We start from the raw sequence: 23028 nt of genomic DNA, 5'->3' as shown, positions 1-23028 counted from the left end.
CCTTAACAAGCAGGCCCAAACAGGAGTCTTCATGTCAGCGGTGCGCATCGGCCCTTATAGCCTATCCAGTCAGGTCATACTCGCTCCCATGGCCGGAGTGACGGATCGTCCTTTTCGGCAACTGTGCCGTAGTATGGGCGCGGCCTTGGCTGCTTCAGAGATGCTCACCAGCGACACGCGGTTGTGGACGAGTCGTAAATCCCAGTTACGCCTTGATCACATCGGCGAGCCTAGCCCACGCGTGATACAGATTGCAGGCAGCGATCCACAACAGATGGCGCGAGCTGCGCGGCAGAATGTCACCTTGGGTGCCCAAATCATTGACATCAATATGGGATGTCCGGCGCGCAAGGTATGTAATAAAGCGGCGGGTTCGGCCTTGATGAAGGACGAGCTGCTAGTGGCAGAGATTTTAGAGCAGGTTATCGCCGCCGTTGATGTACCCGTAACCCTGAAAATCCGCACCGGCTGGGATCAGGCACAGCGTAATGCCCCGAATATTGCGCGTATTGCAGAGCAATCGGGTATTGCTGCTGTGGCCATTCATGGTCGAACCCGTGCCGATTTTTATGGAGGACGGGCAGAATATGAAACCATCGCCCAAGTACGGCAACAGATTAAAATTCCCCTGTTTGCTAATGGGGACATTGACTCTGCGGTTAAGGCTTACGAAGTACTGCGTCTAACGGGAGCCGATGCTGTGCTGATCGGTCGAGCCGCCCAAGGTAACCCTTGGATCTTCCGTGAAGTAGATCAGTATTTGCGTACCGGACAACTCTGTCCTGCCCCTGATCTGGATGAGCTTGAGCAGGTTTTAACGGGCCATCTACAAGCGTTGTACTCGTTTTATGGCGAGGCTTTGGGGGTTCGTATTGCCCGTAAACATCTGGGTTGGTATTTGGCCAGACTGCCGGACAGCCAAGCCTTTTGTGCTCAATTTAATCGCTTGGGTGATTCAGCAACCCAAGTACAGAGCATTGGTAGATTTTTTGCGCTTTATCCTGAATATCCATCTCCTGGCACAGGAATCGGCGAGGAAACCGCCTTATGGCAATGACCGACACATTAACCGGGACCGCATCTGTGAGTGAAACTTTAAGCGATCAAGCCTATGCAGCACATTGCAATAGCGCTCCTCAGACCCTACGTCAGAGTGTTGAAAAAGCCTTGCGTGACTACTTCACCCATCTTGAAGGGACAGAAGTGACCGGTATCTACACCATGGTGCTGTCTGAAGTGGAGGCTCCTTTGCTAGAAACCGTAATGGAGCATGTAAAGGGTAATCAGACCCGAGCTTCTGAGCTTTTGGGGCTCAATCGGGGTACGTTACGCAAAAAGCTAAAACAGTACGACCTGCTTTAGGATTGCCCGCTTCATACTTTTTCTCCCGATTTTTTGAGTAACGGATTTTTTATGACCGACCAAACTACCCGCCTAGCTGTTCGTCGTGCGCTGATCAGTGTTTCAGATAAAACGGGTGTTGTTGACTTTGCTCGCGCCCTCAGTGCTCTAGGGGTTGAGATTCTGTCCACTGGTGGCACCTTTAAGCTGCTACGCGATCAAGGTATTGCTGCGGTTGAAGTAGCGGATTACACCGGCTTCCCTGAAATGATGGACGGACGGGTAAAAACACTGCATCCCAAAATTCACGGCGGAATTTTAGGACGGCGGGCACAGGATGGTGCGGTCATGGCTGAACACGGGATTCAGCCCATTGATTTGGTGGCGGTTAACCTATACCCCTTTGCGGCCACCGTCGCTAAAGCCGATTGCACCCTAGCCGATGCCATTGAAAACATCGACATCGGTGGGCCAACTATGGTGCGTTCAGCGGCAAAAAACCACAAAGATGTAGCCATCGTGGTTAATGCTCAGGATTACACTCAGATCATTGATAGCCTGAAGCAGGGCGGTTTAACCTATGCTCAGCGCTTCCAATTGGCGCTGAAAGCCTTTGAGCACACCGCAGCTTACGATGGCATGATCGCTAACTACCTAGGCACGGTGAATCAGGCGGCTGAAACTTTGTCTACTCAAGAGCGCTCTGCCTTCCCGAATACCTTTAATAGCCAGTTTATTAAAGTGCAGGACATGCGTTACGGAGAAAACCCGCATCAAATCGCGGCCTTTTACCGTGAGTCCAATCCGGGAGAGGCCTGCATCGCAACCGCGCGTCAAATTCAAGGCAAAGAGCTGTCGTACAACAACGTAGCCGATACGGATGCCGCGTTAGAGTGCGTTAAAAGCTTCGTTAAGCCTGCTTGTGTGATTGTCAAACACGCTAATCCTTGCGGTGTGGCTGTTGTACCTGAGAGCGAAGGCGGAATTCGTAAAGCCTACGATCTGGCCTACGCGACTGACAGCGAATCCGCTTTCGGAGGCATTATTGCCTTCAACCGTGAGCTGGATGCAGAAACAGCCAAAGCCATCGTAGAGCGCCAATTTGTCGAAGTTATCATCGCGCCGAGTGTCTCAGACGAGGCCAAAGCCGTTGTGGCGACCAAGATCAATGTGCGTCTTTTAGAGTGTGGCCAATGGCCTGAAGTGCGTCAGCCCGGTTGGGACTTCAAGCGGGTTAACGGTGGCTTGCTGGTACAAAGCCGAGACATCGGCATGATTACTGAAGCCGACTTGAAGATCGTGACCCAGCGGGCTCCCACAGAACAAGAAATCTATGACCTGATTTTTGCGTGGAAGGTGGCAAAATTTGTCAAATCCAACGCCATTGTGTACGCCAAAAACCGCCAGACTGTGGGTGTAGGTGCAGGCCAAATGAGCCGTGTTAACTCCGCGCGCATTGCAGCCATTAAAGCCGAGCACGCCGGGTTAGAGGTTCTGGGCGCAGTGATGGCCAGTGATGCCTTCTTCCCCTTCCGTGATGGCATTGATAATGCGGCTAAGGCGGGTATTACGGCGGTGATCCAACCCGGTGGTTCCATGCGGGATCAGGAAGTCATTGCGGCGGCCGATGAAGCAGGCATTGCGATGGTTTTTACCGGTATGCGTCACTTCCGCCACTGATCGAATAATACTGTGGAGCTTAAGGCGGGACGCTGGGCGTATTTAGCCTTTAACCCAAAGCCTACAGCCTGAGAGTCTTAGGCTTGCTCTACCCGGAGAACACAATGAAGGTATTGATTATTGGCAGTGGTGGTCGTGAGCACGCGCTAGCTTGGAAGGTGGCGCAGGATGCTCGCGTTGAAAAGGTTTTTGTAGCTCCAGGAAATGCTGGAACTGCCACTGAAGCTAAATGTGAAAACATTGCCATTGATGTGCTGGATTTAGAGGCATTGGCTGAGTTTGCAGCTCAAAATGTCCAACTCACCATCGTTGGCCCGGAAGCACCTTTAGTGAAAGGGGTAGTGGATTTATTTCGTAGTCGGGGTTTGGATATCTTTGGCCCCACAGCGGCAGCGGCCCAGTTAGAGGGCTCTAAAGCCTTTACCAAAGACTTTCTGGCTCGGCAGGGTATTCCGACCGCTTCCTATCAAAACTTCACTGAAGTAGAGCCTGCGCTGGCCTATTTGCGTGAGCGTGGTGCTCCCATCGTCATTAAGGCCGATGGTTTAGCGGCGGGCAAAGGGGTCATCGTGGCTATGACCCTAGAAGAGGCCGAAGCCGCGGTGCGGGATATGCTCTCAGGCAATGCCTTTGGTGATGCCGGAGCCCGTATTGTGATTGAGGACTTTTTGGACGGCGAAGAGGCCAGCTTTATCGTCATGGTGGACGGTGAGCATGTGCTGCCTATGGCCAGCAGTCAGGATCACAAACGGGTAGGGGATGCAGATACTGGCCCCAATACCGGTGGCATGGGGGCTTATTCTCCGGCTCCTGTGGTCACACCTGAAGTACACCAGCAGGTGATGGATGAGATTATTTATCCAACCGTGCGTGGTATGGCTGCTGAGGGTAATGTGTATACCGGATTCCTCTACGCGGGGTTGATGATTGATCAAACGGGCGCGCCCAAAGTCATCGAGTTTAATTGCCGTTTTGGTGATCCTGAAACTCAGCCGGTGATGCTGCGCTTGCAATCCAGTTTGGTGTTGTTGGTTGAAGCCGCTTTGGCTAAAGCCTTAGATAAAATCGAAGCCCAGTGGGATCCTCGGCCAAGCCTTGGAGTGGTGTTAGCTGCAGGTGGCTATCCCGGTGACTACGCTAAAGGTGCGGTGATTCACGGGCTAGAGCAGGCTGCACAGTGGCCCGGTAAGGTATTTCATGCCGGTACCACTTATAAGGATCAGCAGGTGTTGACCTCCGGCGGGCGTGTGCTGTGCGCGACGGCCTTGGGCAATACCGTCTTAGAAGCTCAACAGAACGCCTATATACTGGCTCGCGAGATTTCTTGGGACGGCTGTTTTTATCGTAACGATATTGGCTATCGAGCTGTTGAACGCGAGCAGTCCTTAGCCTAGCATCATACTCATTGCACACAGACCCTTGTTAAAGCAGGGGTCTTTACGAGTTATCCCTATGGACGTGCGGCTCGTGCAAGCCGGCTAGACTGAATGGAATTTCTCCTGTGCGCTTGTTTTGGACGTGTTGGTTAGGTTTATTCCTCTGGTGTGCTGAGGTAAAGCAAACCTATTCACAGGTACAGACCGCTTTTCAGATGCATCCAGAGGCGCAAAATTGGCATGTGCTGATTGATCCTTCAGGTCAATTATCCTTGGATGAAGTGAGAGCGGAGCAGTCACTGTTCAAACGCCTAGATACGCCTTCATATACCGCTATGGGTAGTGAAAAGGCAGTTTGGATACACGTTCAGATTCCGGCTTATGCTAAAGCCCCCTATTGGCTGTGGGTGAACGCTCGTCATGTGGAGTATTTGGATTTTTATTTACTGCATCAAGGGCAGTTAGAGCGGCACGTACAAAGTGGTTCTCTGCGGGCTAAGGAGCACCATTGGCAGTCTGCGATCAGTCCTTATCTGTTTACGCTACCAAGCGATAACCAACCCCGAGAAGCTTATCTGCGTTTGCAGTCTGGGCATTCCATGATGGCCTATTTTGAGCTTTTGGGGGACAAGGGTTTAAGCATGCTAGAGCGGATGGCTTATTTTCATGGCATGTTGCTGGGGACTCTAGGGTTAGTAGTCATTTATAACCTGATTTGCCTGCTGAAACATCGACAGATAGCTTATCTGTGGCTGGCCGCTTTTCACCTCATGCTACTTAGTAGTTTGATTGCTAATCTGGGGCTTTGGGTGGTGTGGTTCCCCGAATGGGCGCACCATCAATCTCTGGTGGCTGATCTCATGCCTTTGTTGGCCTGCATGGCTATCTTGGCCTTCTTGCTGTGTTTTTTCCGAACCTTTGCCAGTCCTGCGGTTCTGTGGTTTATCCGCATCGGTTTTTACATGATGGCTGTAGAAGCCTTAGCTTTGGTGGTTAAACCTTGGTTATTACATGGTTTATTGGCACAAAGCTTGGCGCTCGTTTTGACGCTCAGCGTACTGGTGATCAGTGGATACTATGCTGCTTGTGGTAATCGTCCGGCCCATTTGGTGGTTTTAGGGCTGGTTTTTGCTCTGGGTTATACCTGCCTACTCTCTACCTCTGTGGGTTATCAAATTTTGGATGCTGAGGGCTTAGTGAGCGCTGTATTCTGGCTCGCTACCTTTGGGGGCTTGGTATTGAATATTGCTTTGGCCCGCCAGAAAAAAGAACGCCATGCTGCTTTGCGCGCTGCGAGACAGACTCCGGCTGTGCCCTTAGATCGCCCGGCTGATGAGCCTAAGGTGCAGGAGGTATTCTTAGCGCAGGTCAATCAGGAACTGAGTCAATTAGTCAATGCTGGGTTAAATACAGCAGAGTTACTACAGCAGACAGTCTTGTCGGTACAGCAACGAGAGGCTGTTCACGCCATCCAAGGAGCTCATTATCAGTTGTTGGATCTGATCCATGAGACCTTAGATATTCTTCAGCCCCACTCAAAGCCAATAGAGTTGGATCAGCTTCCCCTGAGCCTTTCTGGGCTGGTCACTGAGTGTATTGAAGACTTGCGTTATCGCTTTGAGCGCCAAGGGGTAACCCTCAGTTACGTGCAGGATTTGCAACAGATTGTGTATATCCAGACCGATCCAGCACGCATGCGCCAACTGCTGATGGGGTTATTGGATAGCCGCTTATGCCGACCGGATGTACGCCAGATTCAGCTCAGTGTTTCTGTGATTCAGGAAGCCTCTTTGCCAGAGATTAAGCTGAGTCTGGAGGATGATGGCGCACCTTTATCCGAGGCGGCACAACATCTGCTATCAACTCTTACCGAGCCTGCGCAAAAACTTAAGGCTTTATCACCTGAAGTTAGCCTAAATGTGCTGAGCTTAGTGGAGCGAGTGCGTATCTTAGGAGGACGCTGGAGTTCTAACAGTTTATCGGCTTCGGGAGGAAGTCGAATCTGCATCCATTTACCCACTCAAATCCTCCCAGCGCTTGAGGCTCCAGAGATGCAAGAAAGCTTGCTCTCAGGCGCTCGGGTATTGATTGTGGATGATGATGAAACCTGCCGTCAGGTTTTATCCACCCAATGTCGCAGTTGGGGTGCTGATGTCGATTTAGCCGTGGATGGTAAAGAGGCTCTGGCTTTGATGAGAACACGCGTTCATTTAGGCGATTTATTTGACGCGGTCATCATAGATCAAGACATGTTGGGTATGACGGGGCTGCAATTAGCAACTAAGGTGCGGGAAGATGTGCTACTTAAACAGGATGTAGCCCTGATTTTGTTGGTAACGCTCGAATCCGCCAATAGCCGCATTGAGGCCCGTAATGCGGGGATTAATCGCCTGTTGGTGCGTCCTGTCTCTCCATACACACTAAAAACCGTACTGATCCATGAGTTAAAACGCACGGGTCGTCTTAATCGTATGAGTTTGATTCATTCGACGCAGCTTTGGAGTGTTCCTGAGGATTTTCGGATGTTGGTTGCCGAGGATGATAAAGCCTCCAGTAAGGTGATTGCTGGGTTATTGGGTAAGTTAAAAATTGTCCCTAAGTTGGTTAAAAACGGTCAGGAAGCGTTACAGGCTTTGCAAAACGAGTCTTTTGATTTAGTTCTGATGGACTGCGAAATGCCTGTGATGGATGGGTACACCGCAACCCACCAGTTAAGGTTGTGGGAAGCTTTGCATCCTGAGCGTACTCGTACCCCCGTGGTAGCCTTAACCGCTTATATTTTTGCAGAGCATCAAAGTCGAGCAAAAGCGGTGGGAATGGATGACTACATCGCCAAACCAGTGGATTTATCTCGACTACGGACTCTGGTTCGTCCCTATCTGGAAAGCCACGCGGCACATCATCGGTCCCTTATTCGTTAACTCCTCGAAAAAACTACTTATTTCTTCGTAGGCGACACAAGGCAATTCAGGCAGTAAAGTACCGGGCTAGCACTCTGCCTGAGGTACTGCGTGCTGTTGTTCCAATAAAAAAACTGGGGATCCGTGAATGAGTAACAGAGGCAATACTGCTTGGACTCTTGTCGGGATCGTGGCTGTGTTGCTATCTGGTTATTTGCTATACCAGGAAGTACGCAACATATCCTTGGCCGAACTGACAGAAAGCTTGCGCGCCATTGCTACACCCCATTGGGTGATGGCTGGCTTGGCTACCTTGGGAGCCTACGCAGCGCTGGCTTGGTATGACCGTATCGCAGTTTCACACTTGGGCCACAAGATTTCTTGGTGGTTCATTACACTGTGTTCTTTTACCACCTATGCGCTGGCCCATAATATTGGAGCTTCCGTATTTTCCGGGGCTCTGGTGAGGTATCGTGCTTATCGTACTAAGGGGTTAACCCCTCAAGATATTGGTATTCTGATTGTCTTTTGTTCGCTAACCTTTGCTATGGGGACGGTTCTGGCTTCTGGAGTGGTGCTGTTGATACAACCGGAGCTGATTAGCCGTATTTTACCTTTAGACCCTTGGGTGGCACGCGTCATCGGCTTTTTAATGCTGTCAGCGATTATCCTTTATGTTGTAGGTTCTTTGCGCAATCTCCCGCCTTTACGCTGCTGGAAATGGCAGGTTGAGTATCCTAAGCCATCTATTGTGGCGCGCCAGTTATTAGCTGGCCCGCTGGAGATTTTATGTGCGGCGGCCATCATCTATTTTGCGTTGCCAGAACAGGGTAATCCCGGGTATATCACCATTTTAGGGGTTTTTCTGGCTTCTTTCTCTTTAGCCTTACTTTCCCATGCGCCGGGTGGCTTAGGTGTCTTAGAGGTCACGTTTTTAGCTGCACTACCTGAGTTCAATACGGTTGATATGCTGGCTGCCTTGATCGTATTCCGTGGTTTATATTTGTTGCTGCCCTTTGCGCTCGCTATTTTTGTGGTGGTGTTTTTTGAGGTACAGCAGGCTTGCCTCAAGAAGATAGAGCAGCGCTAATCCAAACCGGTATCAGACATTCAGAGCTAGCTCATGAGTCTATGGAGAGCATGTGAGCTGGCAATTTTTGGTAACCATAAAAGCATTGTTTTGCTCTTTATGTGATTCGCTCTCAATTAAGTCTTAATTGCCGAAGATACTGTATATCCTCAGTAAATTAGAGGCTTATCCATATGTAATGGACTTTCCCCATACATAAAAGGCTATTTATAGGGGATGAGTTCTTGTTTATATCTATACAAATGTCAGTCATAAAAATACCTAAGGCAGGGCATCATGATGTTATGGAAAAGGTCTTTATTAGCGGCCTGCTTAATCCTGGCTAGCGCTGTGCAAGCGGCTGAGGTCAATGTGTACTCTGGCCGACAAGAGGAACTGATTAAGCCAGTACTGGATCGGTTTACTCAGGAAACCGGCATTAAGGTTAATCTGATCACGGGTAAACCCGATGAGTTAATTGGTCGGATGCAGACAGAAGGGCGTAACAGCCCGGCTGATGTGCTCATCAGCTCAGACGTAGGTCGCTTAAGCCGTGCTAAAACGGCTGGGGTTTTGCAGGTGGTGGACTCAGCTACCCTAACGGGCGCGATTCCTGCCTATCTACGCGATCCTGAACAGCAGTGGTTTGGTTTAACTTTGCGCGCTCGTCCTATTTTGTATGTACCTGCTAAGGTCGATCCTGCACAGCTATCGACGCTGCAAGATCTGGCTGATCCCAAATGGAAGGGAAAAATCTGCATTCGCTCTTCCGATAATATTTATAACCAGTCCATGGTGGCGGCGTTACTCGCTCATTTAGGTGAGGAAAAAACCCAAGCTTGGGCCAATGGTTTTGTGAACAACTTTGCCCAGCCTCCTAAAGGTGGGGATCGGGATCAGATCAAAGCAGCAGCAGCGGGTGTGTGCGATTTAGCCATTGCCAACACCTACTATTTGGGCGGCATGTTGGATGATCCCAAAGACAAGGCGGCGGCAGAAAAGCTGAAGGTGTTCTGGCCCAATCAAAATGACTTTGGCACCCATGTAAACATTTCCGGCGCAGGGGTTGCCAAATTTGCCCCCAATAAAGCCGAAGCCATAAAGCTGCTTGAGTACATGGTAAAGCCTGAAGCTCAGGACTGGTATGCGGCCACTAACCATGAGTATCCCGTAGTGGAGGGCGTGAAGTGGAGCCCTCTATTGGAGTCTTTTGGACACTTTAAAGCAGACTCTTTGGCACTGGCAAAACTGGGCGAGTTAAACGCAAAAGCCATTGAAATTATGGATAAAGCGGGCTGGAAGTAATCAGCTAGCAACAGAGTAACGCTGTCGGTTTTAGCGGGCAGCGTTATGGGGAGTGATGATTCTGCAAGTACTTCGTTGTTCCAGTCTGAGTGTCTGGGTGATTGTGCTGGCCGCCTTGTTGGCTGTGCCTATTTTGGTGGTGTTGGGTTCTGTTTTTTGGCCACAGCCGGAATTATGGCAACACCTTAGGGATACGGTGTTGGCCGATTATGTGTGGAATTCCTTGCGCTTGGCTCTGGGGGCTGGGGTTTTAGCCGGTGTTTTAGGCACTACTCTGGCTTGGTATGTGGCGCGCTATGAGTTTTTTGGGCGCTCGGTGTTGCAATGGGTACTGTTGTTACCCATGGCAATTCCGGCCTACATCATGGCTTACAGTTATACCGGGTTGTTGGATTTTGCCGGGCCAATCCAAACGCAACTACGGGCAATCTTTGGCTGGTCGTACGGCGATTACTATTTTCCAGAAATTCGCTCGTTAGGCGGCGCGGTATTGATGCTGTCTTTGGTGCTCTATCCCTATGTTTATTTGTTGGCCCGTGCGGCTTTTAGTGAGCAATCGTCCTCATTATTAGAGGCCAGTCGCACCCTAGGATGGACACCAAAACAACATTTTTGGAAGGTTGCTTTACCCATGGCTCGCCCCGCCATTTTGACCGGTATGGCTTTGGTGATGATGGAGGCGTTAGCCGACTACGGTACAGTTCAGTACTTTGGCGTAACCACCTTCACCACGGGAATTTTTCGTACTTGGTTTGGGATGGGTAATCCCTTGGGAGCGGCGCAGTTAGCGGCCTTACTCTGTAGTGTTGTGTTGGTATTGTTGTACTTAGAGCAGCGCTCACGACAACGGCTGAAATTTTACCAGCCGCGCCAGAGTACACAGGTTTCAGAGCGGTTGTCTTTGATGGGGTTTAAGCACGCGATAGCGGTTGTGCTCTGTTTATTGCCCCTGTTATTGGGCTTTGTGTTACCGGCTGGACAGTTGTTCTACTGGAGTTTAGAGCGCTTAGATCAACTGATTTCCCCAGAGTTTTTACGGCTGTGTTGGCATAGCTTTTCCTTGGCTTGTTTGACCTCAATAGTCGTTTGTGCCGTGGCGCTGTTGTTTGCTTATGGTCGTCGTTTAAATCCGCATTGGTTGCTTCAATGGCCGGTGCGGTTGTCTGCGATGGGCTATGCTCTGCCGGGTACAGTGATTGCCATTGGCGTGATGATGCCGCTGGCCGCGTTGGATAATCAGTTAGATGCTTGGGCTGAGCACTGGTTTGGTGTTCGCTTGGGGTTGCTGTTTTCAGGAACCTTAGTCGCTTTGGTGTTGGCGTACAGTCTGCGTTTTTTGGCGGTAGCCCTGCATGGCTTGGAGGCGGGTTTAGGGCGCATTACACCTTCAATGGATCAAGCCGCGCGTAGCTTAGGAGCTTCACCAACAGAGGCTTTAGTGCGCGTCCATTTGCCTTTGTTACGCTCTTCCTTGCTGGTTGCTGTGATACTGGTCTTTGTGGATGTGCTTAAAGAATTGCCTGCAACCTTGCTGTTACGGCCTTTTAACTTTAATACCCTGTCTGTGCGGGCCTATGAGTTGGCCTCTGATGAGCGCTTGGCGGATGCTGCCTTACCGGCTCTGTCTATTGTCTTGGTCGGTCTACTCCCTGTGGTCTTGTTGTCCAAAGCCTTGGACAAATCTCGTAAGAGCCCAATCTAATGTTAGAGATCCAACAGATATCCATTGCCTATGGCCCTACTCGTGTGGTCAGTCCTCTCAGTTTAAGCCTACAACAGGGCCAAATCGGTTGTCTGTTGGGGCCTTCGGGATGTGGGAAAACCAGCCTATTGCGGGCCATTGCAGGCTTTGAGCCAGTACAGACAGGTTCTGTATCTTTAGATGGCTCCTTGCTGTCGAGCCCAAACTACCTGCTGCCCCCTGAACAGCGCCGAATCGGCATGGTATTTCAAGATTTTGCCCTGTTTCCACACCTTACCGTGGCTGAAAATATAGCCTTCGGGTTACGCGGTATTAAGTCTTCGGTGCGGCACAGTATCGTACAGGAACTGCTGGCTTTAGTGGGGTTGCCGCAATTAGGGGCGCGTTACGCACATCAATTGTCGGGAGGGCAGCAGCAGCGCGTGGCCTTGGCGCGGGCTTTGGCTCCAGAGCCTAGGGTTTTATTATTGGATGAGCCTTTTTCTGGTTTAGATGCGGATTTACGCGAAGGTCTAGCACAGGAAATTCGTGGCATCATTAAGGCACGGGGTATCAGTGCCCTGATGGTGACCCACGATCAATACGAAGCCTTTGCTGTGGCTGATCAGATTGGGGTAATGCAACAGGGTTCGTTGCTGCAATGGGCCGATGCCTACCAGTTGTATCATCAGCCGGCGAATCCCTTTGTCGCTGATTTTATTGGCCAAGGAGTGCTGTTGCCGGGGCAGGTATTATCCACAGAGTCCGTACAAACGCCTTTAGGCGTTCTCCATCATCCACATGGCTTGCGTTTGGGCTCTAGGGTTGAAGTGCTGATTCGTCCCGACGACATAGTGCACGATGACCAAAGCGAAGTAAGAGCCAAGGTAATACAGAAGTCCTTTCGAGGCTCACATATCCTATACCGACTGCAATTGGATACGGGAGATAAGGTGCTTTGTTTGGCCCCAAGTCACCACGACCATCATCTAAATGCCCGTTTGGGCATTCGGCTTGAGTTGGATCATTTGGTGCTTTTTCCCAGTAGTAACTGATTTATCTGTGGTGGAGCCTCTTGAAGATTTTCTGCGCTGCTTGAGGGCGCAGGCTGAGGCTCTGGTCTAGGAGTGCGAGCCCAAGCGTACACATCCACGCGTTTGATGCCGATGGAGCGCAGCAAGGTAGCCAGTCTATTAACGGTAGCTCCGGTGGTGACGACATCATCCACAATAGCGATGTGCTGATACTTCAAGGGATTAAGCCCGATCTGAAATGCGGTTTGTAGGTTGGATTGGCGCTCCTGAGCATTCAGTTGTTTTTGGGCCGGAGTGTCCTGTATTCGCCGTATGAGGCGAGTTTCTACCGGTGTGTGTAGCCTTTTACTCAGCCAATCAGCCAGCATTCGGGTATGGTCAAAGCCTCGTTGCCGGAGGCGCTTTTGGGAGGAAGGCACAGGAACCAATGCCTGTGGTTTCGCCAAGCCTTCCTTATGGGCTTGCTCCACATGATGCGCTAAGTAATGAGATAAAATGCGCCCAGTGCCCCAGTCAGACTGCTGTTTAAAGCGCGATATCAGAGCATCTATAGGAAAGTCGAAGCGCCAAGGAGCTTCGACATGATCAAAGGCAGGAGTCTGATATTGGCAACTAGGGCACAACGGGCCTAATTCATCGGCATGCAGCGGAAGGGCGCAACAGCTACAGCGATGGTGTAGCCAAGGCAACTCCTGTTCACAGGCAAGGCAGATCCATTGCTGAGGGTCACAGCGCTCACCACAGAGTACACAATGCTGTTCAAATTTTAACCATTGGTTAACCCATTGTAGCAACACAGTTGACAGCCCTCCCTAGCTTGATTGACCATTCCAGCCCCTGATAGGCAGTTTACCCGCTATTTACAGTGTTCTAAGGAGTACCCATGAGTGCTACTGCTGTTTCCGCCTTGCGTCACGATTGGACGCTGACTGAGGTCAAAGCGCTGTTTGCGCTGCCTTTTAACGACCTACTGTTTCAGGCACAGACAGTACACCGCTCCTACTTCGACCCAAACCAAGTGCAGGTTTCTACCCTGTTATCCATCAAAACTGGGGCTTGCCCGGAAGACTGTAAATACTGCTCCCAATCCGGCCACCACAACACGGGCTTGGATAAAGCTAAGTTGTTGGAAGTGCAGAAGGTAATTCAAGCCGCCGCCGAAGCTAAAGCCATTGGTTCTACCCGTTTTTGCATGGGCGCAGCTTGGAAGCACCCCAGCGTTAAAGATATGCCCTATGTGCTGGAGATGGTTAAGGGCGTGAAAGCCCTCGGCATGGAAACCTGCATGACCTTGGGTACTTTGAGCCGTGAGCAAACCCAACAGTTAGCGGAGGCTGGATTGGATTATTACAACCATAATCTGGACACCTCCCCCGAGTATTACGGCAACATTGTGACTACACGCACCTACGCAGAACGCCTGCAAACCCTAGCCTATGTGCGCGAGGCAGGATTAAAAATTTGCTCCGGCGGTATTTTGGGAATGGGTGAATCCTTGGATGATCGCGCCGGATTGCTGATCCAGTTAGCGAACCTGCCTGAGCACCCCGAAAGCGTGCCTATCAATATGCTAGTGAAAATTCAGGGCACACCGCTGGAACATGCGGAGGATGTTGATCCCTTCGACTTCATCCGTACCTTAGCCGTGGCGCGCATCATGATGCCCAAATCCTATGTGCGTTTATCCGCAGGGCGGGAACAGATGAGCGATCAGATGCAAGCCCTAGCCTTTTTTGCGGGCGCTAACTCGATTTTTTATGGCGAGCGTTTGTTGACTACGGGAAATCCCGGAGCCCAAAAAGACCTTGAGCTGTTTGCCCGTTTGGGAATTAAACCTGAGCAACGCACCGATCATGCCGACGAGGTACATCAAGCAGCTATTGAGCAAGCCTTGATTGAGCAGAAAAACAGCGCGCTGTTTTACGATGCTACGGCGGTATAAGCTCCATGCCTTTTGATCTGAGCCAAGGCTTAGCGGAGCGCCGCGCTGAACACTTGTATCGCATCCGTCCCATTTTGGAGAGTCCACAGGGCACTGAGGTTAGGGTGGATGGGCGCACTATGTTGGCCTTCTGTTCCAATGATTATTTGGGGCTGGCCAATCACCCGGACGTGCGTCGTGCCTTTCAACAGGGAGTTGAGCAATGGGGGGTAGGTAGTGGAGCCTCCCATTTGGTGATTGGGCATACCCGTGCTCATCATCAGTTAGAGGAAGCGCTAGCAGCCTTTACCGGTCGGCCGCGTGCTTTGTTGTTTTCAACCGGCTACATGGCAAATCTAGCGGCGGTGACAGCGTTGCTAGGGCAGGGCGATACGGTTTTAGAAGATCGGCTCAATCATGCTTCCCTGTTGGATGCGGGCTTATTATCCGGGGCGCGTTTTTCGCGCTATCTGCACAACGATCCATCCAGTTTAGCCAGTCGGCTGGAGAAAAATAGCGGCAATACCCTAATCGTGACCGATGGGGTGTTTAGCATGGATGGAGACTTGGCTGATCTGCCTGCATTGTGCCCGGTTGCTCGTCGAGCCCAAGCTTGGTTGATGGTGGATGATGCCCACGGTTTTGGCGTATTAGGTCAACGCGGCGGCGGCATTTTAGAGCACTTTGACCTTGAGGCCGATGACTCCGTGCAGGTGTTAGTAGGCACTCTGGGGAAGGCTTTCGGTACTTCAGGAGCCTTTGTAGCGGGCAGTGAAGAACTCATCGAAACCCTAATTCAGTTTGCCCGGCCCTACATCTATACCACCGGACAGCCTCCAGCCTTAGCCTGTGCCACTCTGAAAAGTTTGGAGTTAGTGCAGCAAGAGACGTGGCGGCGGGAGCAGTTACAGCATCTGATTAATCGTTTCCGCCAAGGGGCTTCAGAGTTGGGCTTAACATTGTTGGACAGCCCAACCCCAATTCAGCCGGTATTGGTGGGCAGCAATGCACGGGCGCTGATGCTCTCGGCCTTACTGAAAGCGAAAGGGATTATGGTGGGAGCCATTCGGCCACCAACCGTCCCTGCTGGTACTGCACGACTGCGGATTACCTTCAGCGCCGCCCATACTGAAGCTCAGGTGGATCGTCTGTTGGATGCTTTAGCCGAGTGCTGGCACAAGTTAGAGCCCCATCCCTATGAATGACTGTTTGGTTTTGCTACCCGGCTGGGGGGTTGCGCCTGCGGTGTTACAGCCCTTGGTGGACTCTGTGCGTCTGCGGATGCCTGAGCTAGAGGTGCGTTTAGTTGCGTTGCCCATAGACTCCGGCTCCGAGCCTGAACATTGGTTGGACACTTTAGAAGCTCAAATCCCCCACAATACTTGGCTGGGTGGCTGGTCATTGGGAGGCATGCTGGCCACGGCCTTGGCAGCACGGCGTGGCTCTTCTTGCTTAGGGCTTTTCACCTTCGCGGCTAATCCACGCTTTGTAGCGCATCCTGATTGGCCCCAAGCCATGCCGGAAGAAACCTTCTCCGCTTTTTATCAAGGCTGCATCCAAGACTCTGCCGCCACCCTGAAGCGTTTTTCGCTGCTGTGCGCCCAAGGCTGCCCAGGAGGGCGCGCTATATCCCGGCAGTTGGCTGCGTATTATCAACAGCAGACAGCAGATGAGTACCTTAGTGGGTTGGAAGTGCTAGCAAAACTGGATAATCGCTCGTGCTTAGCAGATATCAAAGCCCCGCAACTGCATGTGTTGGCAGCTCAGGATGCGTTGGTTCCAGCCGGAGCAGCCCAAAGAATAGCGGGCCTGACCTCTAAGGCTGAAGTGCATCTGATGGAGTCAGCGGGACATGCGGCCTTGATTGAACAGCCTGAAGTGCTGGCAGGTTTTCTAACTGCCTTTTTACGCAGGACTCATCCATGAGCTTGAGTCCCGATAAGCGTCACATAGCGGCCTCGTTTTCTCGAGCGGCAGCCAGTTACGACCAAGTGGCGGAGTTACAGCGCTCGGTCGCACAACAGCTATTATTCGATACCTTAGAACCTCTGTTAGCCGCAAAACAAATCCAGTGTTGGTTGGACTTAGGCAGCGGTACTGGATATGGCTCACGGGCTTTGTATGGACTATTGCCCCAAGCAACCGGCATGGCCTTAGATCTGTCCGAGGGTATGCTGAAATACGCTCAACCTTTAGGCGGCGCTGAGTATTTTATTGGCGGGGATGCGGAGCACTTGCCATTGCAGGCGGGCTGCTGTGATTTGATTTTCTCCAGTTTAGCCTTGCAGTGGTGTGGCAACTTTCCCCAAGTTCTGGCGGAAGCTTATCGAGTATTGCGACCCGGTGGTGTATTGGCCTTCAGCAGTTTGTGTGCAGGAACGCTGCATGAGTTGCAGAGCAGTTGGCGACAGGTCGATGCCTTAGTGCACGTTAATCGTTTTCGTACTTTAACGGAGTATCAGCGTTCTTGTGCGGATAGCGACTTTAAGGTGCTGCATCTGGAGCTAGAGCCAAGACGGCTGTATTACCCTGACTTACGTCACCTCACCCACGAGCTTAAAAATTTGGGGGCTCATAATGTAAATCCGGGACGACCAGAAGGATTGACTGGACGAGCCCGCATCCAAGCCTTAGTTGCAGCCTATGAGGGCTTGCGCACATCCCAAGGTCTACCCGCTTGCTGGGAGGTGCTCTATGCAGTGTTGGAAAAGTCCGAGCCCTCTTAACGGCGAGCAGGGTTATTAAGGCTGCTGCGCTGCAAAGTAAAGGAAAGAGGGGCGCTGGTTTGAATAACTTTACCATTGGCCTCTAGCACTTCAAGCATGATGCTGTGGGCTCCACGATCCAACTCTGTTAAATACACCTCAGCATCTGCCTGAAGCCCCGTCACTGCTTGGCCATCGAGGCTAAATCGCAGAAAGTGCCCAGATTGTAATTCCGGTTGCAACTGAACGCTGATGTGTAGGTTGCCATCATTCGCTCGGATGGTTTGACCTGAGGTGAGTCCGATCCAGCGGATTTGGTAAGCAAAGGCTGCTTTGCCTGAGGTTACGGATGAGCTTGGAGGTTGTACTAAGGGCCTTGATGGAGGCTCTAAACGATTGGGTGTTGAGAGCTCAATCGGTGTTGCCTCCACGCCCGCGGGAGGCTGATGGGTGTAGATCACCTCTCCCTGAGCATTGGTGTAGCGGTAAATTTCAGCATGGGTACCTGTCGAAAGACAGCAAACCAGTAACAGATACCGCCAGCGCATAGTTTTTTATCCCTGTGTATCTATTGAAGATATAGGTGACAGCATAGCAATTTATCAATTTTGCGCGAAAAACCCCCGTACTTTTGGGGGGCAGTTGATTTAGGGCGGGGAGGATGTCAAAAGCTGATCGTCAGGGCACCAGTAGGCTGTCCTTGAGGGTGGCCTTAATACCCTGCTGTCCATTTGGCCCAATCATCTGAACCTGAAGGCTTTGGGTATTGGGAAAGGCTTTGAAGAAGGGGGATAAATCAATCTGTGTTAAGCGCTCAAAAGCTTGGCAATTCAGTTGATAATTGGCCCTGATATTCCAGTGTGTTTCATGCTCATGCTCATGCTCATGCTCATGCTCATGCTCATGCTCATCGGATTCTATGTCGTTTAATACTTGGGCCTGTGTTATCGAGCACTGGGCTTCTTGTTTTACAGCAAACAACTGTAAAGGTTGGTTAAGTTGCTGATAGACCAGAGAGAGACGTTTCTTTTCTTCAAGCTGACGAGGTTGGTGTTCAAAGCCGAGTAGATTAAAAGCAGGAACCTCTAGCTCAATATCTAAGCGTTGCTGATCCAGTGCTAGGTTGAGCTGTCCCACACCATGTTCATGGGTGGCTAAGGTAGCTGGATGACTATGACTGTTGGTATCCGCTGCAAAAGCCAAGCTTCCCTGCAAGGCAAGAGCAAATGCTAAAGGGTTCATAGGTTTAGCTCTCTAAACTGTATTTGCAACAGTATAACATTTGTGCTGTTTGGAAAAGGTAAACAGAACCTTAGCAACCTAGTGCAAAAAGATGCCAAAACAGTTGTACTTCAGTGACATTTTTGTTGCGAAAATAACAAAACATTGTTGATAAATATACAAACATAAATACTTAACGACTGCTTTATTACTTATTTATAGGTTATATATTGATCGTTTTTTATTTATCTTTTTGATTTTAAAAGATATTAATTTTTTATAGCTTATGGCTGGTTTTTTGCTATGGTTTGCGAATTATGTGCTTCTATATATAAAAGCATATTGACAAAAAAGGAGATTGCTTAGCATGAAGAAGTCTTTGCTTGCACCGGCTGTCGGGGCGGCTCTTGGGGTTTTTGGGGGCGTTCCGGTTTATGCTGACTTCATTGAAGACAGCAAACTGACGTTTTCAACCCGAAATTTCTATTACAACCAGGATGTTCGTAATCAGGAGGGAGCGCGCCTTGAAGAGTGGGGGCAAGGCTTCATGCTCAACTTTCAATCAGGTTTTACTGAAGGGCCTGTAGGCTTTGGTGTGGATGCTTTGGCTATGTACGGCCTGCGTTTGGATTCCGGTGGTAAAGTGGGGAAAGCCGGTGTTGATCGCACCGGAGGCTCGGTTTTCCCTCTGGAAAGTAATGGTTCGACCGTTAACGAGTTTAGTAAAGTGGGCGTAACCGGAAAGGTACGTTTTGCTAAAACCGTTGCACAACTTGGAGCATTACGTCCTAGAGTGCCCGTAGTGATCGCGAACGATGGTCGTTTGTTACCTCAAATGTACTGGGGTGCTCAGATCGTCTCTAACGATATTGATAAGTTCACCTTCACAGCGGGTAAGTTAGAACACTCTACTGAGCGTAACTCCAGCGACAGCGATAGCCTCTCAATTGAGGGCTCGAACAACCGGAAAACCGGGCAGTTCAGCAACGAGTTCTATTATGGTGGCGTGGACTTTAAAGCCACCAAAGACCTGACGCTCCAATACTACTACGGCAAGCTGCGTGATTTTTATGAGCAACACTTTTTAGGGTTGGTTCATAACTGGCAGCTACCCGTAGGTAAACTGCAAACCGATTTGCGCTATTTCTCCAGTGATTCCGATGGAAAGAACAGTAGCGCTTCAGGTCGTGCCGAAGGCTATCGTGCCAATGGTTATTGGAGTACAGGAAGCTCCAACCGCTATGAGGTAGATAACCAACTCTGGAGTGCCCTGTTTACCTATAGCCTGCAAGGGCATTCTCTGGGTGCGGGTGTACAAAAAATCACCGGGAATAGTGACTTCCCCCATCTGAACCAAGGCGGTGGTCGGGTTCTGTATTTGATTACCGATGCTCAAGTACACAAATTCCACAACGCAGGTGAAAACACTTGGGTCGTTAAGTACGCCTATGACTTTGCAGCGGCGGGTATCCCCGGTCTAAAGGCCGGTGTTAACTATTTTAGTGGCGATGATATTGATGCTGCAGGCAGCGATAAGCGTGAGTGGGAACGCGATATCCGCTTGGATTATACCTTCCAAGAGGGTGTGCTGAAGGGCGTTGGACTGAGCTGGATGAATGCTATGTGGCGGGGTAACGACACCCGTGACGTGGACGAAAACCGTTTGATCGTCAACTACAGCATTCCGTTGCTTTAAGAGGGATGGGCTACTCACCTATTGATCAGTAGCCCTCTACCTGGCTTGGGTGTGTTAGGCCGGCACGCCCAAGATGACGTTGGAGGCTTTAATCACGGCACTAGCGGTACTACCGGGTTTTAGACCCAGTTCTGCTACAGCCTCTTTGGTCACCATTGCTGTGACTTCAGTACCTCCCGGTAATCCAATGGTGACTTCGGCATTCACAGAGCCTGCCTCAATGGTTTTGACAATGCCTGTCAGGATATTGCGGGCGGATAGACGAATACCGCTGTCATCAGCCATCAGCATGACCCAAGGGGCTTTTACGATGGCGATAACCTCTTTGCCCACCGCCAGCTCCAGCGATTGGGCGCTTTCTACGGTAACCACTGCGGTCAGTCTGTCTCCGCCGCCGAGATGGACATCTACCTTAGCGTTTACCACGCCGGTTTGCAGTTCGCTAATAGTGCCTTTAAAGACATTGCGGGCGCTGACTTTCATGATGGTTTCCTTTTCTCTCTACTGGAGTGCTTGCTTTGTGCTACATGCGTACATAACCTGTACATAATATGTAGTAAGAAAGCGAATATTGTGTTGCTTTTAAACTCTATCAGGCCTATTTATCTTCGATAAACCATAGAAAACGAAAAAATACCCTTTATTTAGTTTATATAAATTTTTACTAGATATAACTCAGTAGAAGCAAATGACCGCCACTCGATTTTTAGCACGCATGTCTTTGGATACGGAGTTAGGGAGTGCCTTCTCGGATACTCGGATTCGTTTGCTGGAGGCTATTGATCATAAAGGGTCGATTAGTCAGGCCGCCAAGGCAGTCCCTATGTCGTACAAGGCTGCTTGGGACGCTATAGATATTCTAAATAACTTGGCCTCTGAGCCTTTAGTGGTGCGCTCTGTAGGGGGACGACAAGGAGGTGGATCTCAGCTCACTGAATACGGTCGGCGCATTGTGGCCATGTATCGGGCTTTGGAGCTTGAGTATCAGCAGGCTTTAGATCGGCTTTGTGAGCGTCTACATGACGTGCAAGAGAGCGATATCCACAGTTTTCAGCGCTTGATGCATCACATGAGCTTGAAAAGCAGTGCCCGTAACCAATTTTCTGGGCCCGTAGTGGCGCTAAAGCCAGACGGTATCCACTACGAGGTGGGTATTCGTTTGGATGAGGATCACCAAGTGGTGGCTGTGATTACTCGTGCTAGTGCAGAAAACCTCAACTTATCCCTAGGTAAAGAGGTTTTTGCCTTTGTTAAGTCCTCGTCCGTGATGTTGGCAATGGACTCCGATATTCGTTTAACCGCCCGCAATCAGTTGTGGGGGAAGGTTTCTGAGATACATGAAGGCCCCCTAAATACCGAGGTGACCTTGGTATTGCCTTCAGGTCGTACGGTTACCTGTGTGGTGAGCACAGATAGCTGTGTGTCGCTGGGTGTGCGGCTAGGTTTAACAGTCTGTGCCTTTTTTAAGTCATCCAGTGTGATTATCGCTGTTTATGAATAGCAACTCTTCATTCAATCATGGAGTTCCCTATGAGCTTTTCTCTATCCCGTTTGTGTGCGGCCCTGAGCCTGAGTTTGGTTGCCTGTAGTGCTCTGGCAGAAGAAGTGCAGATCGCTGTTGCCGCTAACTTCACTGCACCTATTAAGGAAATTGCAGCCGCGTTTGAGAAAGATACAGGCCACAAGGTGGTAGCTTCTTTTGGGCCAACGGGTGGTTTTTATACCCAGATTAAGAACGGGGCTCCTTTTGAAGTATTCCTATCTGCGGATGACACTACTCCCGGCAAGCTAGTCACTGAAGGTGATGCAGTTAAAGAGTCTCGCTTTACCTATGCCATTGGCAAGCTGGTTCTGTGGTCTCCCACTGCAAACTATGTGGATGCCAAGGGCGAAGTGCTGAAGAAAAACCAATTTAAGCATCTATCTGTCGCTAATCCGAAAACTGCGCCTTACGGTGCTGCGGCTGTAGAGGTGCTGGAAAAACTGAAGCTGACCGAAGCCTTAAAACCCAAGCTGGTTGAAGGCTCAAATATTACGCAAGCCTATCAATTTGTGGCCACAGGTAACGCTGAATTGGGTTTTATTGCTCTGTCCCAAGTGTATAAAGATGGCAAGTTAACCGGTGGCTCTGCGTGGATGGTGCCTGCTGATTTGTATGAGCCCATTAAGCAAGATGCCGTTATTTTGGATAAGGGTAAGAATAATCCTGCTGCAAAAGCTTTGGTGGAATATCTGAAAGGCGATAAAGCCGCTGCGGTGATCAAAGCTTACGGCTACGATAAATAAGACCGCTTTCTAGGTCATCTCGGTATCCCGCGCTTGGAGGGGTAAGGTTCAGGCCGTGCCCCTCCTGTCTTTTTCGTGCAGCTTGTTTGCTGTGCCTGCTGTATTGAGCGTATCTGGCAGGAGCTTTTTGCAATGCCTCTTTCGGACCATGATTTTTCAGCCATTCGGCTTACGTTGGAGTTAGCAAGCCTAACCACGGTGTTATTGCTGATTGTAGGAACGCCTATCGCTTGGTGGTTAGCTCGTACTCGTTCACGCCTTAAAGGGCTTATTGGGGCGGTTGTTGCTTTGCCTTTGGTATTACCCCCGACTGTAATTGGTTTTTACTTGTTGGTGGTTTCAGGGCCACATGGCCCGGTGGGGCAAATCACTCAATCTCTAGGCTTAGGTACCCTGCCCTTTACCTTTACCGGCTTGGTGGTGGCATCCGTTTTTTATTCTATGCCCTTTGTGGTTCAGCCCCTACAAAATGCTTTTGAGTCCATTGGTGATCGCCCCCTTGAGGTCGCCGCAACCCTAAGGGCGAATCCTTGGGATTGCTTTTTCACCGTGGTGTTGCCTATGGCACGTCCCAGTTTCGTCACTGCTTCTATTTTGGGCTTTGCCCATACTGTAGGTGAGTTTGGTGTGGTGTTAATGATGGGCGGCAGTATTCCCGATAAAACTCGTACCGTATCGGTGCAAATTTTCGATCATGTGGAGGCGATGGAATACGCCCAAGCCCATTGGTTAGCGGGGGGCATGGTGGTGTTCTCCTTTATCGTACTGCTGGCTTTGTACTCAAGCAGGCGCTTTAAGCCCGGTTTAGCCTGA

General features: G+C 50.4%; 21 protein-coding genes. 17 read left to right on the top strand and 4 right to left on the bottom strand.

Features of this window, described 5'->3' with window-relative positions:
* Positions 1–31 precede the first annotated feature (31 nt).
* The 9 genes from dusB (at position 32) to LX59_RS02050 (ending at position 12407) form a co-directional block, all read left to right on the top strand.
* Complete coding sequence (gene dusB / locus LX59_RS02090) at positions 32–1057, top strand: tRNA dihydrouridine synthase DusB (RefSeq protein WP_144570175.1); 1026 nt, start codon at positions 32–34, stop codon at positions 1055–1057.
* The gene (fis, locus tag LX59_RS02085) at positions 1048–1362 is read left to right on the top strand and encodes a DNA-binding transcriptional regulator Fis (RefSeq protein ID WP_144570174.1); all 315 of its coding nucleotides are present in this window, start codon (positions 1048–1050) and stop codon (positions 1360–1362) included. Before dusB ends, fis begins: the two co-directional genes overlap by 10 nt.
* 51 nt (positions 1363–1413) lie before the next feature.
* Complete coding sequence (gene purH, locus LX59_RS02080) at positions 1414–3021, top strand: bifunctional phosphoribosylaminoimidazolecarboxamide formyltransferase/IMP cyclohydrolase (protein WP_144570173.1); 1608 nt, start codon at positions 1414–1416, stop codon at positions 3019–3021.
* A 104-nt stretch (positions 3022–3125) separates the two neighbouring features.
* The gene (gene purD, locus LX59_RS02075; protein WP_144570172.1) at positions 3126–4415 is read left to right on the top strand and encodes a phosphoribosylamine--glycine ligase; all 1290 of its coding nucleotides are present in this window, start codon (positions 3126–3128) and stop codon (positions 4413–4415) included.
* Positions 4416–4522: 107 nt separating this feature from the next.
* Positions 4523–7318 (top strand): response regulator, encoded by a 2796-nt coding sequence (locus LX59_RS02070; RefSeq protein ID WP_144570171.1) that lies wholly within the window; start codon positions 4523–4525, stop codon positions 7316–7318.
* Between the two features lie 127 nt (positions 7319–7445).
* On the top strand, positions 7446–8387 hold the full coding sequence (locus LX59_RS02065; RefSeq protein ID WP_144570170.1) for a lysylphosphatidylglycerol synthase transmembrane domain-containing protein: 942 nt from the start codon (positions 7446–7448) through the stop codon (positions 8385–8387).
* Positions 8388–8663: 276 nt separating this feature from the next.
* Positions 8664–9671 (top strand): Fe(3+) ABC transporter substrate-binding protein, encoded by a 1008-nt coding sequence (locus tag LX59_RS02060; RefSeq protein WP_144570169.1) that lies wholly within the window; start codon positions 8664–8666, stop codon positions 9669–9671.
* A gap of 55 nt (positions 9672–9726) precedes the next feature.
* On the top strand, positions 9727–11373 hold the full coding sequence (locus LX59_RS02055; protein WP_144570168.1) for an ABC transporter permease: 1647 nt from the start codon (positions 9727–9729) through the stop codon (positions 11371–11373).
* Positions 11373–12407 carry an ABC transporter ATP-binding protein gene (locus LX59_RS02050; protein WP_144570167.1) on the top strand — a complete coding sequence of 345 codons (1035 nt, stop codon included), beginning with the start codon at positions 11373–11375 and terminating at the stop codon, positions 12405–12407. The genes LX59_RS02055 and LX59_RS02050 overlap by 1 nt, the downstream gene beginning before the upstream one ends.
* Here LX59_RS02050 and LX59_RS02045 read toward each other — a convergent pair.
* On the bottom strand, positions 12377–13183 hold the full coding sequence (locus LX59_RS02045) for a ComFC family protein (protein ID WP_246118651.1): 807 nt from the start codon (positions 13181–13183) through the stop codon (positions 12377–12379). The genes LX59_RS02050 and LX59_RS02045 overlap by 31 nt on opposite strands.
* Before the next feature lie 86 nt (positions 13184–13269).
* Here LX59_RS02045 and bioB point away from each other — a divergent pair, with 86 nt between their 5' ends.
* Genes bioB through bioC form a run of 4 tightly spaced genes read left to right on the top strand, consistent with a single transcriptional unit; the run spans position 13270 to position 17033 of the window.
* The gene (gene bioB, locus LX59_RS02040) at positions 13270–14328 is read left to right on the top strand and encodes a biotin synthase BioB (protein ID WP_144570166.1); all 1059 of its coding nucleotides are present in this window, start codon (positions 13270–13272) and stop codon (positions 14326–14328) included.
* Between the two features lie 5 nt (positions 14329–14333).
* Positions 14334–15512 (top strand): 8-amino-7-oxononanoate synthase, encoded by a 1179-nt coding sequence (gene bioF, locus LX59_RS02035; RefSeq protein WP_144570165.1) that lies wholly within the window; start codon positions 14334–14336, stop codon positions 15510–15512.
* Positions 15505–16233 (top strand): alpha/beta fold hydrolase, encoded by a 729-nt coding sequence (locus LX59_RS02030; protein WP_144570164.1) that lies wholly within the window; start codon positions 15505–15507, stop codon positions 16231–16233. The genes bioF and LX59_RS02030 overlap by 8 nt, the downstream gene beginning before the upstream one ends.
* The gene (gene bioC, locus LX59_RS02025; protein ID WP_144570163.1) at positions 16230–17033 is read left to right on the top strand and encodes a malonyl-ACP O-methyltransferase BioC; all 804 of its coding nucleotides are present in this window, start codon (positions 16230–16232) and stop codon (positions 17031–17033) included. Before LX59_RS02030 ends, bioC begins: the two co-directional genes overlap by 4 nt.
* On the opposite strand, the gene LX59_RS02020 is transcribed toward bioC, so the two are convergent.
* Positions 17030–17560: a DUF4124 domain-containing protein gene (locus LX59_RS02020; protein WP_144570162.1), complete on the bottom strand. Its 531-nt coding sequence runs from the start codon at positions 17558–17560 to the stop codon at positions 17030–17032. The two genes, bioC and LX59_RS02020, sit on opposite strands and share 4 nt — an antisense overlap.
* Before the next feature lie 130 nt (positions 17561–17690).
* Complete coding sequence (locus tag LX59_RS02015) at positions 17691–18254, bottom strand: ZrgA family zinc uptake protein (protein ID WP_144570161.1); 564 nt, start codon at positions 18252–18254, stop codon at positions 17691–17693.
* A 346-nt stretch (positions 18255–18600) separates the two neighbouring features.
* Here LX59_RS02015 and LX59_RS02010 point away from each other — a divergent pair, with 346 nt between their 5' ends.
* Positions 18601–19929 carry an OprD family porin gene (locus tag LX59_RS02010; RefSeq protein WP_144570160.1) on the top strand — a complete coding sequence of 443 codons (1329 nt, stop codon included), beginning with the start codon at positions 18601–18603 and terminating at the stop codon, positions 19927–19929.
* Positions 19930–19983: 54 nt separating this feature from the next.
* Here LX59_RS02010 and LX59_RS02005 read toward each other — a convergent pair whose 3' ends face one another.
* Positions 19984–20412, bottom strand: coding sequence for a TOBE domain-containing protein (locus tag LX59_RS02005; protein ID WP_144570159.1), 429 nt, complete (start codon positions 20410–20412; stop codon positions 19984–19986).
* A 205-nt stretch (positions 20413–20617) separates the two neighbouring features.
* Here LX59_RS02005 and LX59_RS02000 point away from each other — a divergent pair, with 205 nt between their 5' ends.
* The 3 genes from LX59_RS02000 to modB all read left to right on the top strand — a co-directional run bounded on the left by LX59_RS02000 (position 20618) and on the right by modB (position 23028).
* On the top strand, positions 20618–21430 hold the full coding sequence (locus LX59_RS02000) for a TOBE domain-containing protein (RefSeq protein WP_144570158.1): 813 nt from the start codon (positions 20618–20620) through the stop codon (positions 21428–21430).
* Positions 21431–21459: 29 nt separating this feature from the next.
* A complete protein-coding gene (modA, locus tag LX59_RS01995) occupies positions 21460–22215 on the top strand; it encodes a molybdate ABC transporter substrate-binding protein (RefSeq protein WP_144570157.1) in 756 nt (251 codons plus the stop codon).
* A gap of 132 nt (positions 22216–22347) precedes the next feature.
* Positions 22348–23028 carry a molybdate ABC transporter permease subunit gene (gene modB / locus LX59_RS01990; protein ID WP_144570156.1) on the top strand — a complete coding sequence of 227 codons (681 nt, stop codon included), beginning with the start codon at positions 22348–22350 and terminating at the stop codon, positions 23026–23028.

The organism is Azomonas agilis (assembly GCF_007830255.1).
Taxonomy (GTDB): domain Bacteria; phylum Pseudomonadota; class Gammaproteobacteria; order Pseudomonadales; family Pseudomonadaceae; genus Azomonas; species Azomonas agilis.
This window is presented reverse-complemented; position numbering and strand designations above follow the sequence as displayed.